The sequence below is a fragment of the Streptomyces sp. NPDC030143 genome (genome assembly GCF_055573695.1).
Window position 1 is genome coordinate 309,359 of the sequence record NZ_JBVIAY010000003.1, and the last position, 15,718, is coordinate 325,076.

General features: G+C 69.4%; 13 protein-coding genes and 2 tRNA genes. 3 read left to right on the plus strand and 12 right to left on the minus strand.

Annotation, left to right across the window (positions count from 1 at the left end; all coding sequences use genetic code 11):
• Positions 1 to 170: 170 nt before the first annotated feature.
• The 5 genes from ACZ4YY_RS07525 to ACZ4YY_RS07545 form a co-directional block, all read right to left on the minus strand.
• Positions 171 to 1,190, minus strand: a complete 1,020-nt coding sequence (locus tag ACZ4YY_RS07525) for a rod shape-determining protein (RefSeq protein ID WP_451526739.1) — start codon at positions 1,188 to 1,190, stop codon at positions 171 to 173.
• Positions 1,191 to 1,522: 332 nt separating this feature from the next.
• On the minus strand, positions 1,523 to 1,936 hold the full coding sequence (ndk, locus tag ACZ4YY_RS07530; protein WP_468284823.1) for a nucleoside-diphosphate kinase: 414 nt from the start codon (positions 1,934 to 1,936) through the stop codon (positions 1,523 to 1,525).
• A gap of 63 nt (positions 1,937 to 1,999) precedes the next feature.
• On the minus strand, positions 2,000 to 2,365 hold the full coding sequence (locus ACZ4YY_RS07535) for a DUF4233 domain-containing protein (RefSeq protein ID WP_468284824.1): 366 nt from the start codon (positions 2,363 to 2,365) through the stop codon (positions 2,000 to 2,002).
• Positions 2,366 to 2,373: 8 nt separating this feature from the next.
• The gene (folC, locus tag ACZ4YY_RS07540; protein ID WP_468284827.1) at positions 2,374 to 3,891 is read right to left on the minus strand and encodes a bifunctional tetrahydrofolate synthase/dihydrofolate synthase; all 1,518 of its coding nucleotides are present in this window, start codon (positions 3,889 to 3,891) and stop codon (positions 2,374 to 2,376) included.
• 88 nt (positions 3,892 to 3,979) lie between these two features.
• On the minus strand, positions 3,980 to 6,604 hold the full coding sequence (locus tag ACZ4YY_RS07545) for a valine--tRNA ligase (protein ID WP_468284830.1): 2,625 nt from the start codon (positions 6,602 to 6,604) through the stop codon (positions 3,980 to 3,982).
• 136 nt (positions 6,605 to 6,740) lie between these two features.
• Here ACZ4YY_RS07545 and ACZ4YY_RS07550 point away from each other — a divergent pair, with 136 nt between their 5' ends.
• Positions 6,741 to 7,715 carry a hypothetical protein gene (locus ACZ4YY_RS07550; protein ID WP_468284832.1) on the plus strand — a complete coding sequence of 325 codons (975 nt, stop codon included), beginning with the start codon at positions 6,741 to 6,743 and terminating at the stop codon, positions 7,713 to 7,715.
• Between the two features lie 63 nt (positions 7,716 to 7,778).
• On the opposite strand, the gene clpX is transcribed toward ACZ4YY_RS07550, so the two are convergent.
• The 5 genes from clpX to ACZ4YY_RS07575 form a co-directional block, all read right to left on the minus strand.
• Complete coding sequence (gene clpX, locus ACZ4YY_RS07555; RefSeq protein ID WP_468284834.1) at positions 7,779 to 9,068, minus strand: ATP-dependent Clp protease ATP-binding subunit ClpX; 1,290 nt, start codon at positions 9,066 to 9,068, stop codon at positions 7,779 to 7,781.
• Positions 9,069 to 9,262: 194 nt separating this feature from the next.
• On the minus strand, positions 9,263 to 9,943 hold the full coding sequence (locus tag ACZ4YY_RS07560; protein WP_468284836.1) for an ATP-dependent Clp protease proteolytic subunit: 681 nt from the start codon (positions 9,941 to 9,943) through the stop codon (positions 9,263 to 9,265).
• Between the two features lie 123 nt (positions 9,944 to 10,066).
• Entirely contained in the window at positions 10,067 to 10,675 is a 609-nt protein-coding gene (locus tag ACZ4YY_RS07565) for an ATP-dependent Clp protease proteolytic subunit (RefSeq protein WP_055570713.1), read from the minus strand.
• 253 nt (positions 10,676 to 10,928) lie between these two features.
• Positions 10,929 to 12,311 carry a trigger factor gene (gene tig / locus ACZ4YY_RS07570; RefSeq protein ID WP_468284838.1) on the minus strand — a complete coding sequence of 461 codons (1,383 nt, stop codon included), beginning with the start codon at positions 12,309 to 12,311 and terminating at the stop codon, positions 10,929 to 10,931.
• A 187-nt stretch (positions 12,312 to 12,498) separates the two neighbouring features.
• A tRNA-Pro gene (locus ACZ4YY_RS07575) sits at positions 12,499 to 12,575 on the minus strand.
• Positions 12,576 to 12,740: 165 nt separating this feature from the next.
• Between ACZ4YY_RS07575 and ACZ4YY_RS07580 the strand changes: the two genes are divergently transcribed.
• Positions 12,741 to 12,814: transfer RNA gene (locus ACZ4YY_RS07580), tRNA-Gly, on the plus strand.
• A gap of 635 nt (positions 12,815 to 13,449) precedes the next feature.
• On the opposite strand, the gene ACZ4YY_RS07585 is transcribed toward ACZ4YY_RS07580, so the two are convergent.
• Positions 13,450 to 13,644, minus strand: coding sequence for a hypothetical protein (locus tag ACZ4YY_RS07585; protein WP_468284840.1), 195 nt, complete (start codon positions 13,642 to 13,644; stop codon positions 13,450 to 13,452).
• A 431-nt stretch (positions 13,645 to 14,075) separates the two neighbouring features.
• Here ACZ4YY_RS07585 and ACZ4YY_RS07590 point away from each other — a divergent pair, with 431 nt between their 5' ends.
• A complete protein-coding gene (locus ACZ4YY_RS07590) occupies positions 14,076 to 15,230 on the plus strand; it encodes an acyltransferase family protein (protein ID WP_468284842.1) in 1,155 nt (384 codons plus the stop codon).
• On the opposite strand, the gene ACZ4YY_RS07595 is transcribed toward ACZ4YY_RS07590, so the two are convergent.
• A complete protein-coding gene (locus ACZ4YY_RS07595; RefSeq protein ID WP_468284845.1) occupies positions 15,227 to 15,712 on the minus strand; it encodes an HD domain-containing protein in 486 nt (161 codons plus the stop codon). The genes ACZ4YY_RS07590 and ACZ4YY_RS07595 overlap by 4 nt on opposite strands.
• Positions 15,713 to 15,718 lie beyond the last annotated feature (6 nt).

Here is a 15,718-nt window from a genome sequence, read left to right on the forward strand (position 1 = left end):
CGGCGGCCGTGCCCTTCCTCGTAGGAATTCGCGGAATTCGGGTGGGCTCCGGACGAATACCGGAGGCGCGGTATGGGGTGCTTCGAGGCTCTTGAGGATCTTATGCCTCTATATCAACGATCCGCCGCACGAGAGGAGATCATCTCGTACGGCGGAATCGAAGCGTTACGTCATCTGCGCGGCGCGGCGTCCAAAACCTGCTGGAGCGCCTCGAACTCCTCGACGCACTTGCCCGATCCGAGCGCCACGCTGTCGAGCGGGTCCTCGGCGATGTGGATCGGCATGCCGGTCTCGCGCCGCAGCCGCTCGTCCAGCCCGCGCAGCAGGGCGCCGCCGCCGGTCAGAACGATTCCGCGGTCCATGATGTCGCCGGACAGCTCCGGCGGACACTTGTCGAGCGTGGTCTTCACGGCGTCGACGATCGCGTTGACCGGCTCCTCGATCGCCTTGCGCACCTCGGCGGCCGAGATGACGACGGTCTTGGGCAGTCCGGAGACGAGGTCCCGGCCTCGGATTTCGGTGTGCTCGTCGGAGTCGAGGTCGTACGCGGAGCCGATGGTGATCTTGATCTGCTCGGCCGACCGCTCACCGAGAAGGAGGCTGTACTCCTTCTTGATGTGCTGGATGATCGCGTTGTCCAGCTCGTCGCCCGCGACGCGGATGGACTGGGCGGTGACGATGCCGCCGAGCGAGATGACCGCGACCTCCGTGGTGCCGCCGCCGATGTCCACCACCATGTTGCCCGTGGCCTCGTGGACCGGCAGGCCCGAGCCGATGGCCGCGGCCATGGGCTCCTCGATGATGTGCACCTGGCGGGCGCCGGCCTGGGTCGACGCCTCGATGACGGCACGGCGCTCGACGCCGGTGATACCGGACGGGACACAGACGACGACACGCGGACGGGCCAGATACCGCCGCTTGTGGATCTTCAGGATGAAGTAGCGGAGCATCCGCTCGGTGATCTCGAAGTCGGCGATGACGCCGTCCTTCAGCGGGCGCACGGCGACGATGTTGCCGGGGGTCCTACCGATCATCTTCTTGGCTTCGGCACCGACCGCGAGGATGCCACCGGTGTTGGTGTTGATCGCGACGACGGACGGCTCGTTGAGTACGATCCCGCGACCCCTGACGTACACCAGCGTGTTGGCGGTCCCGAGGTCGACAGCCATGTCACGGCCGATGAACGACATTGAGTTCCCCATCAGGATTCGACTGGCCTTCCCGTGAGCTTTTGAGGGCTTCTCAGGTCGGCGAGGTGGGTGCTGTGACGTGAAGGCTTACATCGTAAACGCGCCTGCACGAACACTGCGCGAGGGTCCTGGCCATTGTCAGCAGATGCCGTGGCGCCTCGCTTGTGGAGACGGTCCATCGGGGGCACGCGTTCCCCCGATCGCCACGCATATGCCGAGGGACGGCCGAAAAGGTACGGCCGTCCCTGGTCGGGCGACGGGGCCCGGTGACTGCGGGGTGACGGTCTCTCAGGAAAATCCGCGAAACCTCCCCGCCCGGCGTCGGGCGCGGCTCAGGCCCGGCCGGGGAAGAAGAGCTTCACCTCGCGCTCGGCGGACTCCTCGGAGTCGGAGGCGTGGATGAGGTTCTCGCGGACGATGACACCGAAGTCACCGCGGATGGAGCCGGGCGCGGCGGCGAGCGGATCGGTCGGACCGGCCAGCTGACGGACGCCCTCGATGACGCGCTCGCCCTCGACGATCAGCGCGACGACCGGACCGGAGGACATGAACTCCACGAGCGGCTCGTAGAAGGGCTTGCCCTTGTGCTCGCCGTAGTGCTGCTCCAGCGTGTCCTGGTCCAGCGTCCGCAGTTCCAGCGCGGTGATCGTCCAGCCGGCCTTGCGCTCGATGCGGCTGAGGATCTCGCCTGTCAGGCCACGACGAACGGCGTCGGGCTTGAGGAGGACGAGGGTGCGCTGGCTCACGGAGGGCTCCTTCTACTGCCGGGGTGCGGTGGGACGAGATTACAGGGCGTGTCCGGGCGCCTTTCACACAGCGTCAGCGGTGTCCGCGGGAGCCGCGCCGGCCTGTTCCGCGAAGCGGGCCTTCGCCTCGTCGATCTTGCGTCCGAAGTGCACGGACGCCCACCACAGGGCCCCGAAGAGCACCCCGAGCACGAACATCATCGGCACGAAGAAACCGGAGGCGACCAGCGCGATCTGCAGGGCCCAGCCGAGGGCGACGCCCCCGCGCCGGGTCACCACGGCGCACAGCAGCACGCTCAGCACCATCGCCGCACCGCACACCGTCCACACCGTGGACATGGACAGGTCGGGGTCCTTCATCGCGACCAGTCCGGCGAAGCCGATGATGAAGAACTCGCCGATCAGGGTCGAGGAGCACAGCGTACGCATCTCGGGTCTCAGCCCTTCCCCAGCAGCAGTCGGGCCTCGCCGACCGTGATGACGGAACCGGTGACGAGCACGCCGCCGCCGGCGAACTCGCCCTCCTCCTCGGCGAGCGTGATCGCCGCCTCCAGGGCGTCGGGCAGCCGCGGCTCGACCTGGACGCGCTCCTCGCCGAACACCTCCACGGCGATCGCGGCCAGCTCGTCGGCGTCCATCGCCCGGTGGCTGGTGTTCTGGGTGACCACGACCTCCGCGAAGATCGGCTCGAAGGCCTCCAGCAGCCCCCGCACGTTCTTGTCGCCGCTGGCCCCGACCACGCCGATCAGCCGGCTGAAGTCGAAGGCCTCGCCGACGGCCTCGGCGGTCGCGCGCGCTCCGGCCGGGTTGTGCGCCGCGTCCAGCACGACGGTCGGGGAGCGCCGCACGACCTCCAGCCGGCCCGGGGAGGACACGGCGGCGAAGGCCTTGCGGACGGTGTCGACGTCCAGCGGTTCGGGGCGCTGGGAACCGACGCCGAAGAACGCCTCGACGGCGGCGAGCGCGACGGCCGCGTTGTGCGCCTGGTAGGGGCCGTGCAGGGGCAGGTACACCTCGGGGTACTCGCCGCCCAGCCCGCGCAGGGTGAGCACCTGGCCTCCGACGGCGACCTGCCGGGCGACGACCCCGAACTCCAGCCCCTCCCGGGCCACGGTCGCGTCCACCTCGACGGCCTTCTTCAGCAGGACCTGGGCGGCGTCGACGGGCTGCTGGGCGAGGATGACGGTCGCGTCCTGCTTGACGATCCCGGCCTTCTCGGCGGCGATCGCGGCGGGAGTCCCACCCAGCCGGTCGGTGTGGTCGAGGTCGATCGGGGTGACGACCGCGACGTCCCCGTCGATCACGTTGGTGGCGTCCCAGGACCCGCCCATCCCGACCTCGACGACCGCCACGTCCACGGGCGCGTCGGCGAAGGCGGCGTACGCCATGCCGGTGAGCACCTCGAAGAACGACAGCCGGTACTCCTGCGAGCCGTCGACCATCTCCACGTACGGCTTGACGTCCTGGTACGTCTCGATGAACCGCTCGGCGGAGATGGGCGCGCCGTCGAGACTGATGCGCTCGGTGATCGACTGGACGTGCGGGGAGGTGTAGCGCCCGGTGCGCAGCTCGAAGGCGCCGAGGAGGGCCTCGATCATGCGGGCGGTGGACGTCTTGCCGTTCGTCCCCGTGATGTGGATCGAGGGGTACGAGCGCTGCGGCTCCCCCAGTACGTCCATCAGGGCGGCGATACGGCTGACCGAGGGCTCGAGCTTGGTCTCGCCCCACCGCGTCGCCAGCTCCGCCTCGACCTCGCGCAGGGCCTTGTCGACCTCGGGGTCCTCGGGCCGCGCCGGAGCGTCGGCCTGCGGCGGGCCGCCCTGTGTCCGCAGGGTACGGCTGCCGGCCTCGATGACGGCGAGGTCGGGGTCTCGGTCGGTCTCGGCCGCGATGATCTCGTCGAAGGAGTCGAGGGGGTCGTGCGGGTCGTCGTGGTTGCCGGGGAGCTCGCTCACGGGGCCAGTCTACGGACGACCGGTGACGGACGGAGGCGAAGGCCCCCGGAACCGCGCTGGTCCCGGGGGCCTGAGCCGATCGTGCCTCTCACGCCTGCGGCAGGCGCTCCAGCTGGGCCTGGATGCGGGCGATGTCCTCGTCCGCCTTGGCGAGGCGGGTGCGGATCTTGTCGACCACGTTGTCCGGGGCCTTCGCGAGGAACGCCTCGTTGCCGAGCTTGGCGTTCGCCTGGGCCTTCTCCTTCTCGGCGGCGGCCAGGTCCTTGGCCAGGCGCTTGCGCTCGGCGGCCACGTCGATCGTGCCGGAGAGGTCCAGCGCGACCGTGGCGCCCGCGACAGGCAGGGTCGCCGTGGCGGAGAAGTCCTCGCCCTCCGGCTGCAGGCGCAGCAGCTGGCGGACGGCTGCCTCGTGGGCCGCGAACGGGGTGCCGTCCAGCGTGAGGCGGGCCGGGACGCGCTGCCCGGGCTGGAGCCCCTGGTCGGCGCGGAAACGGCGGACCTCGGTGACGACCGACTGGAGGGCCTCGATCTCCTGCTCGGCCGCCCGGTCCCGGAAACCGCTGTCCTTCGGCCACGCGGCGACGACGACCGACTCACCGCCGGTGAGGGTGGTCCACAGGGTCTCGGTGACGAAGGGGACCACCGGGTGCAGCAGCTTCAGCGTGACGTCGAGCACCTCGCCGAGGACGCGCTTGCTGACCTCGGCCGCCTCGCCGCCGGCCTGGAACGTCGTCTTGGACAGCTCGACGTACCAGTCGAACACCTCGTCCCACGCGAAGTGGAAGAGCGCGTCGGACAGCTTGGCGAACTGGTAGTCCTCGTAGAACGCGTCGACCTCGGCGACGACGGAGTTGAGGCGGGAGAGGATCCAGCGGTCGGTCGCCGACATCGCGGACGCGTCCGGCAGCGGGCCCTCCACCGTCGCGCCGTTCATCAGCGCGAAGCGGGTGGCGTTCCAGATCTTGTTGGCGAAGTTGCGCGAGCCCTGGACCCAGTCCTCGCCGATCGGCACGTCGACACCGGGGTTGGCGCCGCGGGCCAGGGTGAACCGGAGGGCGTCCGAGCCGTACTTGTCCATCCAGTCCAGCGGGTTGACCGCGTTGCCGAAGGACTTCGACATCTTCTTGCCGAACTGGTCGCGGACCATGCCGTGCAGGGCGATGGTGTGGAACGGCGGTGTGCCGTCCATCGCGTAGAGGCCGAACATCATCATCCGGGCGACCCAGAAGAAGAGGATGTCGTAGCCGGTGACCAGGACGGAGTTCGGGTAGAACTTCGCGAGCGACTCGGTCTGTTCGGGCCAGCCCAGCGTGGAGAACGGCCACAGACCGGAGGAGAACCAGGTGTCGAGGACGTCGGTGTCCTGACGCCAGCCCTCACCGGTCGGCGGCTGCTCGTCGGGCCCGACGCAGACGACCTCGCCGTTCGGCCCGTACCAGACCGGGATGCGGTGGCCCCACCACAACTGCCGTGAGATGCACCAGTCGTGGAGGTTGTCGACCCAGTCGAAGTACCGCTTCTCCATCTCCTGCGGATGGATCTTGACGCGCCCGTCGCGGACCGCGTCACCGGCGGCCTTCGCCAGCGGGCCGACCTTGACCCACCACTGCAGGGACAGGCGCGGCTCGATGGTGGTCTTGCAGCGCGAGCAGTGGCCGACGCTGTGGACGTACGGCCGCTTCTCGGCGACGATCCGGCCCTCGGCGCGCAGCGCGGCGACGATGGCCGAGCGGGCCTCGAGGCGGTCCAGGCCCTGGAAGGGGCCGTGGGCCGTGATGACCGCGTGCTCGTCCATGATCGTCAGCGCCGGGAGGTCGTGGCGCCGGCCGATCTCGAAGTCGTTCGGGTCGTGGGCCGGGGTGACCTTGACGGCACCGGTGCCGAACTCGGGGTCGACGTGCTCGTCGGCGACGACCGGGATGGAACGGTCGGTCAGCGGCAGCCGGATGAGCCTGCCGACCAGGTGCTTGTAGCGCTCGTCCTCGGGGTGGACGGCGACGGCGGTGTCACCGAGCATCGTCTCGGCACGGGTCGTGGCGACGACGATGGTGTCGTCCCCGTCGCCGTACTTCATGGAGACGAGCTCGCCGTCGTCGTCCTGGTACTCGACCTCGATGTCGGAGATGGCCGTCAGACAGCGCGGACACCAGTTGATGATGCGCTCGGCGCGGTAGATCAGCTCGTCGTCGTAGAGCCGCTTGAAGATGGTCTGGACGGCCTGGGAGAGGCCCTCGTCCATGGTGAAGCGCTCGCGCGACCAGGCGACGCCGTCACCGAGGCGGCGCATCTGGCCGGAGATCTGGCCGCCGGACTCGGCCTTCCACTGCCAGACGCGCTCGACGAACGCCTCACGGCCCAGGTCGTGGCGGGACTTGCCCTCCTTGCCCAGCTCGCGCTCGACGACGTTCTGCGTGGCGATGCCGGCGTGGTCCATGCCCGGCTGCCACAACGTCTCGAAGCCCTGCATGCGCTTGCGGCGCGTGAGGGCGTCGATGAGGGTGTGCTCGAAGGCGTGCCCGAGGTGCAGGCTGCCCGTGACGTTCGGCGGCGGGATGACGATGGTGTACGGAGGCTTGTCGCTCTTCGCGTCGGCCTCGAAGTAACCGCGCTCCACCCAGCGCTCGTACAGCGGCCCCTCTACGTCGGCCGGCGCGTACTGGGTCGGCAGTTCGGTCGTGGGCGCGGGTGGCTGCTGCTGAGCGTTCTCGGTCACGGGCTCAGTTTAGAGGTGTCACGACGCCGTCCCGAAACGCGTTTGTTCTGTAACGGTGGGGGCCCCGCCGCCATGGGCCACCCACCGGTGAGCCAGGATGTGAAAACCACATAAGCATCTGGAGGGGAACCCAGAAATGAGCTACAACCAGCCGGGCCCGTACGGCGGGCAGCAGCCGCAGCAGCCCGGCCCGTACGGCCAGCCGGGACCGTACGGCCAGCCGCCGCAGGCCCCCCAGCCCGGCTACGGCTACCCCCAGCAGCCCCCGCAGGCCGCCCCGCCGCAGACCCCGCCGTACGGTCAGCAGCCCCCTGCCTACGGCCAGCAGGCTCCCTACGGCCAGCAGCCCCCGTACGGCCAGCAGCCGCCCTACGGCCAGGCCCCCTACGGCGTTCCCCAGCCCCCGGCGCCGAGCGGCGGGAAGAAGACGGCCGGCATCGTCGTCGCAGCGGTCGCGGTCGTGGCCGCGATCGGGGTGGGCGCGTACTTCGTGATCGGCGGGGGCGGCGGCGGCCTGGAGGACGACGGAGCGCACAAGCTGACCACGCCGGCGACCGTGGTCACCGACTACAAGCGGGTCTCCAAGGAGGGCGCGACCGCAGGCGACGACTCGGCGACGGACCTGGAGAAGAGCGGCGTCAAGAACGGCAAGTCCGTCCTCGGCGTCTACTCGACGGCCGACCTGACCGGCTACGACCCCAAGGACCCGAGCACAATGCCCGACGCGGCGGAGCTCGCGACGGCCAAGGGCATCACCTTCGCCGGTGCGTACGGCGAGATCGCCGACCCCGAGAAGGCGCTCGACACGTTCTTCGCCAACTTCAAGAAGTCCTCCCAGGAGAGCTCCTCGAACAACAGCTCCTCGGGCAGCAAGACCGAGCTGATCGGCGAGCCCGAGGAGGCCGACCTCGACGGCGCGGTGATGAAGTGTCAGGCGGCCAAGGGCACGGACCCGACCACCAAGCAGGAGAAGACCGACTGGTTCTGCGCGTGGGCCGACTACAGCACCATCGCCATGGTCTCGCCGGGTGACGCCACGAAGGGCATCACCAAGGACGTGGCGATCGACATCACCACGAAGCTGCGGGGCGAGGTCCGCGTCAAGGCGTGACCTCTGCGACGCGAAGGGGCCCCGGTCGGTCGACCGGGGCCCCTCGTCGTCCGCGGGTGGCGGTTACGCCGTCTTCTGCTCCCCCGGGCCGCGGCCGCCGCGGGCGTCGCGCGGGATGAGCGTCGGGTTGACGTTGGAGTGGACGACGTCGGCGGTGATGACGACACGGGCCACGTCCTTGCGGGACGGGACCTCGTACATCACCGACATCAGGACCTCCTCCATGATGGCGCGCAGGCCGCGCGCGCCGGTCTGGCGCAGGATCGCCTGGTCGGCGATGGCCTCGAGGGCCTCACGCTCGAAGTCCAGCTCCACACCGTCGAGTTCGAAGAGGCGCTGGTACTGCTTCACCAGTGCGTTGCGCGGCTCGACCAGGATCTGGAGCAGGGCCTCGCGGTCCAGGTTGTGCACCGAGGTGATCACCGGCAGACGGCCGATGAACTCGGGGATCATGCCGAACTTGACCAGGTCCTCGGGCATGACGTCCTCGAACTGGTCCTTGGCCTCCAGCTCGCGCTTGGAGCGGATCGTCGCGCCGAAGCCGATGCCCTTGGCGCCGGCCCGGGACTCGATGATCTTCTCCAGACCCGAGAAGGCCCCGCCCACGATGAACAGCACGTTCGTCGTGTCGATCTGGATGAACTCCTGGTGGGGGTGCTTGCGGCCGCCCTGCGGCGGGACGGAGGCGGTGGTGCCCTCCAGGATCTTCAGCAGGGCCTGCTGGACGCCCTCGCCGCTGACGTCACGCGTGATCGACGGGTTTTCGCTCTTCCGGGCGACCTTGTCGATCTCGTCGATGTAGATGATCCCGGTCTCGGCCTTCTTGACGTCGTAGTCGGCGGCCTGGATCAGCTTCAGCAGGATGTTCTCGACGTCCTCGCCGACGTACCCGGCCTCGGTGAGCGCCGTGGCGTCGGCGATCGCGAACGGCACGTTCAGCATGCGCGCCAGGGTCTGCGCGAGGAGGGTCTTGCCGGATCCCGTGGGGCCCAGCAGGAGGATGTTGGACTTCGCCAACTCGATGGCGTCGTCACGGCCTTGGGCGCCGCCGTTCTCACCGGCCTGGACGCGCTTGTAGTGGTTGTACACCGCGACCGACAGGGCCTTCTTGGCGGCTTCCTGGCCGACCACGTAGCCCTCGAGGAACTCGTAGATCTCGCGCGGCTTCGGGAGTTCCTCCCAGCGGACCTCGCTGGTCTCCGCGAGTTCTTCCTCGATGATCTCGTTGCAGAGGTCGATGCACTCGTCGCAGATGTACACACCGGGCCCTGCGATGAGCTTCTTGACCTGCTTCTGGCTCTTGCCGCAGAACGAGCACTTGAGCAGATCGCCGCCGTCACCGATGCGTGCCACGGTGTGCTTCCCCTTCGCCTGGGAGACGCCTGGACGTCTTTCGAGTCCAGCGGCTCCTGGTGCTGCCTTATGTCGACGGTACCTTGCCGGGCCCCCCGTTCGGGCCCCCCTTGGCACGGTTCACGTCCGCGCTTCGTCACGCGGACCGTGTCACACCCTGCCAAGGGGCGGCAGACGATACTCCCCCTCGCGCGTCAGCGCAGCGAGGCGTTGTTCATCTTGCGGGTCGAGATGATCTGGTCGATCAGGCCGTACGACAGGGCGTCCTCGGCCGTGAGGATCTTGTCGCGCTCGATGTCCTCGCGGATCTTCTCGATCGGCGTGGTCGAGTGCTTGGCCAGCATCTCCTCCAGCTGCGAGCGCATCCGCAGGATCTCGTTCGCGGCGATCTCCAGGTCGGAGACCTGGCCGCGGCCGGTCTCGCTGTAGGGCTGGTGGATCAGCACGCGCGCGTTGGGCAGCGCCATGCGCTTGCCGGGCGTACCGGCGGCCAGCAGGATGGCGGCGGCGGAGGCCGCCTGGCCCATGCAGACCGTCTGGATGTCCGGCTTCACGAACTGCATCGTGTCGTAGATCGCCGTCAGCGCCGTGAAGGAGCCGCCGGGGCTGTTGATGTAGACCGAGATGTCCCGGTCGGGGTCCATCGACTCCAGGCACAGCAGCTGCGCCATGACGTCGTTGGCGGAGGCGTCGTCGATCTGGACGCCGAGGAAGATCACCCGCTCCTCGAAGAGCTTCGCGTACGGGTCGTACTCGCGGATGCCCTGGGAGGTGCGCTCGACGAAGCGCGGGATGACGTAGCGGGACTCGGCCGTCGGGCCGGTGTACTCGGCATGCGCGCGGCCGTACGGGCCGCTGCCGGGGAAGTCGTTCACGGTGTCTCCTGGAGAGAGGGCTGAGGCGGTGACTGGAGGGGTCTGGAGGGGGCTGTGACGGCCTCGGAGGCCCACCGGACGGCGGGTACGGCGGGTGGGGGTCCCGGGGCCCTGCCGGCCCTGTCAGGCCGCCCCGGTACCGCCGCCGCCCGGCATGCCGGCGGCCGTGGGGATCACGTCGTCGATGAGGCCGTACTCCTTGGCCTCGAAGGCGTCGAACCAGCGGTCACGGTCCGAGTCGCGGGTGATCTGCTCGACCGACTGGCCCGTGTGCTGGGAGGTCAGCTCGGCCATGCGCTTCTTGGTGTGCAGCAGCCGCTCGGCGTGGATCTTGATGTCGGAGGCCGAGCCCGCCAGGCCGGCGGAGGGCTGGTGGATCAGGATCTCGGCGTTCGGCAGCGCGAAGCGCTTGCCGGGCGTACCCGCGCTGAGCAGGAACTGGCCCATCGAAGCCGCGAGGCCCATGGCGATGGTCACCACGTCGTTCTTGATGAACTGCATGGTGTCGTAGATCGCCATGCCGGCCGTGATCGAACCGCCAGGGCTGTTGATGTACAGGTAGATGTCCTTGTCCGGGTCGGCGGCAAGGAGCAGCAGCTGTGCGGTGATCTTGTTCGCGATGTCGTCGTCGACCGGCTGGCCGAGGAAGATGATCCGCTCGTTGAGCAGCCGGTTGTAGACCTGGTCACCGAGGCCGCCACCGATGGAAGGCTCGCCGGCGGCGGAGGGCATCAGATTCGTCACGTATCCACCTGCTCGTCTTACGACGGCGTCCGGGCCGTCTCACGTGTTCCTGCCGGGGGGCGTCAGAGGACTCCCCTGCCCCCGTATTCATGGACCCTAACGCGCGGGTCCCTTCGGGGAATCCCGGAGAGGTGGGTGTTCGCCGGGGGCGTACTCGCCGCACCCTCCGGGGTACGGCGACGGGCCCCGGGACAGGGAGTCCCGGGGCCCGTCGAGGCGCACGTCAGAGGTGGGACGAGGCTCAGGCCTCGTTCTTCTCCTCGGAGGCCTCGGAGGTCTCCGCCCCGGCGGCGGCCTCCTCGGTCTCCTCCTCGTCGTCCAGGTCGATGACCTCGCCGTTGGAGTCCTTCACGGTGGCGGACTCGACGACGTGGGCCAGGGCCTTGCCGCGGGCGACCTCGCCGACCAGGAGCGGAACCTGGCCGCCCTCGACGACCGCCTGGGCGAACTGGTCGGGCGACATGCCGGAGGAGGCGGCACGGCGCATGAGGTGCTCGGTGAGCTCCTCCTGGTTGACGTTGAGCTTCTCGCGCTTGACCAGCTCGTCGAGGACGAACTGGGTCTTGATGCCCTTGACCGCGGCCTCACGGGTCTCGGTCTCGAACTCCTCGGCGGTCTTGCCCTGGATCTCCAGGTACTTGTCGAGGGTCAGACCCATCTGGCCGAGCTGGTGGTGCTCCAGGTTGTGCTTGCGGGTGTTGATCTCGTCCTCGAGCAGCTTCTCGGGGACGGGCACCTCGACGAGCTCCAGCAGCTTCTCCAGGACGCGCTCCTGGGCCTGCGTGGCCTGGTCGTACTGCTTCATGTTGGCGAGGCGCTTGCGGCTGTCCGCCTTCAGCTCCTCCAGCGTGTCGAACTCGGAGGCGAGCTGCGCGAACTCGTCGTCCAGCTCAGGCAGTTCGCGCGCGGCGACCTGGGTGACCTTGACGGTGACCTCGGCCTCCTTGCCGGCCGCCGAGCCGCCCTTGAGCTCGGAGGTGAAGGTGGCCTCGCCACCGGCCTCCAGGCCCTTCACGGCGTCGTCGATGCCGTCGAGCAGCTCGCCGGAGCCGATCGTGTAGGAGACGCCGCTCGCGACGCCGTCCTCCAGGATCTCGCCGTCGACCTTGGCCTCGAGGTCCACCGTGACGACGTCGCCGTCCTCGGCGGCGCGCTCGACCGGGGAGGTGGAGGCGAACCGCTCACGCAGCTGCTCGACGGACTTCTCCACGTCCTCGTCGGTGACCTCGACGGCGTCGACCTCCACCTCGATGGAGGAGAAGTCCTCGGGGAGCTCCAGGGCGGGGCGGACGTCGACCTCGGCGGTGAAGTTCAGCGTCTCGCCGTCCTTCAGCTCGGTGATGTCGACCTCGGGCTGCCCCAGGACGTCGATCTCGGCCTCGTTGACCGCCTCGGTGTAGAACTTCGGCAGCGCGTCGTTGACGGCCTCCTCCAGCACGGCCCCACGGCCGAACCGCTGGTCGATGACCCGGGCGGGGATCTTGCCCTTGCGGAAGCCCTTCACCGTGACCTGCTGGTTGATCTTCTTGTACGCCGCGTCGAGGCTGTCCTTGAGCTCCTCGAAGGGCACCTCGACAGTGAGCCGAACCCGAGTCGGGTTCAGGGTCTCCACGGCGCTCTTCACGGTTCGGTCTCCTTGTGGCTGACTTCTTGGTTTTCGCCGGAGCCAGACAGGTCCGGCGATTCGCCGCCCGGAAGAGTTCGAGGCCGAGTGGGCCGGGACACACGGGCGCGCAGCTTGCATAGTAACCGCAGCCGAGGAACGGCCCAAAAGACGATCACCGGCGAGGCGCCGGGCGTGATCGCGCAGGTGGTCGGGGTGGCGGGATTTGAACCCACGGCCTTCCGCTCCCAAAGCGGACGCGCTACCAAGCTGCGCCACACCCCGTCTGGTGCGACACGTAGGGTACATGCCCGCAGGCCTCGCGACCCCCGCATTCGCCGAGCGCGGGGGCGTCCGGAGACACGGGCCGGAAACGGGGTGTGCGGCGACGGGGGCCGACCCGCTACGATGCCTGAAGTGCCGCGGTCACCTGACCTGCGGCGCGTCCGTGCGGGCGTAGCTCAATGGTAGAGCCCCAGTCTTCCAAACTGGCTACGCGGGTTCGATTCCCGTCGCCCGCTCCAGCATGGCTCCGGCCCAGGTGCGAGGGTGTTTCCCCGCCTCCTGGGCCTGAGTCGTTCAAGGGGTCGGATCAGCCGCCCGTGCCCTGGCGTGCCCCTTCCGGCCGGGACCGCGCTCGAACACCTTGACGATCATGTCGTCCACCGCGTCGGCGATCTCCCGTTCCCGCGACCCGAGGGAACTCCTCAACGGGTACAGGCGGTGGCAGGCGGCGGGGCCTGTCTGTCCCCGCGGGTCGCCGGACCGGGTCATCGCGGGGCTGCGCGCGCACCGGGCGGCGCACCCACCGCTCGCTAGAGCAGCTCACGGAACGGGAACGCGAGGTGCCGGCCGGACTCGGGACGGGGCTGTCCAACGCGGAGATCGCGAGCCGGCTACCTCGGCGAAGGCACGGTGAAGGCCCACGGCAGCTCGGTATTCGCGAGGCTGGGCGCTCGCAACAGGGTGGAGGCGGCCATCTCCGCCCACGAGGCAGGCCTGGTCCCGCCAGGCCCCCGCCGACCCGGGGTCGGCATCCCGGTACAGGGTGATCGTGTCCCATCAGCAACGGTGGCCCTGACGACGGCGGCGCACGGTCGCCGGTCGCGGGGCGGCGGCTTCGCCACATGTCGCGGCGCCGGAGCCCGACCGTTCCTCCTCAGAAGTTGATCGAGTTGATCGTTTCCGCCAGGGAGTTCATGAAGCGGTTGATGGACGGGGCCATGCCGGTGGAGGCGAGGAAGAAGCCGAAGAGGATGGCGACGATGGCCGGGCCGGCCTTGATCGACCCTCCTCTGATCATCACGACCAGGATGATCGCCAACAGCAGCACCACTGACAGTGAAATGGCCACAACTCATCACACACCCTCGGTCGGTCCGCTCTGCCGGCCCGGGGGCGCGACCCCGCGCACCCGCCCGAGACCATCGTGCCACCAACCCGGCCTCCCTATGCGGCCGGTGACGCATCGACCACACCGACCGGCCGCGACGGGCGGGGCCGTACACCTCTCGACTGAGCGCCGGACGACAATTCGGTGACGTAATCCCCACGGAAATTCACAACTCGCGCGCAGCTGATTCGAATTGCCGACACGCGGGCGTCAACTCCTTTCGCGACTCCCGCGACAACCGGCGTTATGCACCTTTCAGTCGGGATGAAGTGTGACATCCAGGGCGACGGAAGGAGCGAAGGGAAACCGTCAACTTCCTTGAATTCACACACGTCGACGCTATGACGTGGAGTGTTTTACCGATCCCCACGGGCGACGCTAGGGTGCCTCAGATGTTCCGCGCCCCTTCGTCTCTCCTGCCGAGTCCGAGTTCGTCCACGAGCCGGAAAGTCCAGCCCAGGCCGTCGCAGGACAGACCCGCCCGGCGGCGCGACGCGTTCTTCGACAACGCCAAGTTCCTGGCCATCGTGCTGGTGGCCGTGGGCCACGCCTGGGAGCCGTTGAAGGGCGACAGCCGGGCCCTGCAGGCCGCGTACCTGGTGGTGTACGCCTTCCACATGCCGGCCTTCATCGTCGTCTCCGGCTTCTTCTCCCGGAACTTCGACGCCGGCCCGGAGCGGCTGAAGCGGCTGGTCACCGGCGTCGTCGTGCCGTACGTCGTCTTCGAGACCGCCTACTCCCTCTTCCTGCGGTACCTCACCCACGACCCCCGGCAGGACGTCAGCCTCCTCGACCCCTTCTTCCTCACCTGGTTCCTGTGCGCGCTGTTCGTGTGGCGGCTGACCACGCCCCTGTGGAAGCTGGTCCGGCACCCGTTGCCGCTCGCGCTGGGCATCGCCATGCTCGCGTCCGTCTCCCCGAACATCGGCAACGACCTCGACCTCCAGCGTGTCCTGCAGTTCCTGCCGTTCTTCGTGCTGGGGCTGTGCCTGAAGCCCGAGCACTTCCGGCTGGTGCGCCGCCGCTCGGTGCGCACCGCCGCCGCACCGGTGTTCGCCCTCGCGCTGGCCTTCGCCTGGTGGGCGGTGCCGCGGATGGACGTCGCCTGGCTCTACCACCGCGACGCGGCGCAGGAGACGGGCGCCCCGTGGTGGACCGGGCCCGTCATGCAACTCGCCCTGTTCGGCTGCTCGCTGCTGCTGACCGCCTGTTTCCTGTCCTGGGTGCCCGGTCGCACGCTGTGGTGCACGGCGCTCGGCGCGGGCACGCTCTACGGCTATCTGCTGCACGGTTTCCCGATCAAGGCCGCCGACAAGCTCGGCTGGTACGACCACGCCTGGCTGCACGGTCCGCTCGGGGCGGTCGCGGTCACCGTGGCGGCGGCCGCGACCGTCACGCTGCTGTGCACCGCGCCCGTCCGGCGGGTCTTCCGGTGCGTGACCGAGCCCCGGATGGAGTGGGCGTTCCGGCGGGACCCCGCCGCACTCGCCCGCGAGCGGGAACGGCAGCCCCGGGAACAGGGGCGGTACGAGAAGGTGAACGCTTAGGGGTCCGACCGCACGGGGAGTCCGGCCACCTGGCCGCCCCGGCTGTCCGTGAGGCCGAGGAGGGCGCGCATGCGGGCGTACTTCTCGGTCAGGCGGGTGCGGGTGGCCGCGTCGAGGACGGCCAGGCGGGCCGGGTCCGCGTTGTGCGCCAGGTCCGCCTCCTTCACCAGCAGCGCGCCCGGTGTGGCGAGGATGCGCTGCGCGTACGCCTCCGGTGCCTCCCCGGCCTGCTTGGTGACCGCGCGGACGATGGCCTTCGTCCGCTCGCTCAGGGCCGCCTCGCGCAGCCAGGTCGCGGAGAGGGCGTCGTCCTCGACGGCGTCGTGCAGCCAGGCGGCCGCGATCTGGTCGGGGTCGCCGCCGCGGGCCCGCACGCCCTCCGCGACCGCCTGGAGGTGCTCGGCGTAGGGGCGGCCCGCCTTGTCGGTCTGGCCCTCGTGGGCGGCGCGGGCCAGCGTTTCGGTCTCGGCGAGGGTGAGCACGCGGAC

What these genes read in the sequence shown, in the direction of transcription:
- ACZ4YY_RS07525 (WP_451526739.1), bottom strand. Translation starts at nt 1,190, where the DNA reads ATGTCGTTCATCGGCCGTGACATGGCTGTCGACCTCGGGACCGCCAAC.
- ACZ4YY_RS07550 (WP_468284832.1), top strand. Translation starts at nt 6,741, where the DNA reads ATGAGCTACAACCAGCCGGGCCCGTACGGCGGGCAGCAGCCGCAGCAG.
- ACZ4YY_RS07565 (WP_055570713.1), bottom strand. Translation starts at nt 10,675, where the DNA reads ATGCCCTCCGCCGCCGGCGAGCCTTCCATCGGTGGCGGCCTCGGTGAC.
- ACZ4YY_RS07590 (WP_468284842.1), top strand. Translation starts at nt 14,076, where the DNA reads ATGTTCCGCGCCCCTTCGTCTCTCCTGCCGAGTCCGAGTTCGTCCACG.
- ACZ4YY_RS07535 (WP_468284824.1), bottom strand. Translation starts at nt 2,365, where the DNA reads ATGCGTACGCTGTGCTCCTCGACCCTGATCGGCGAGTTCTTCATCATC.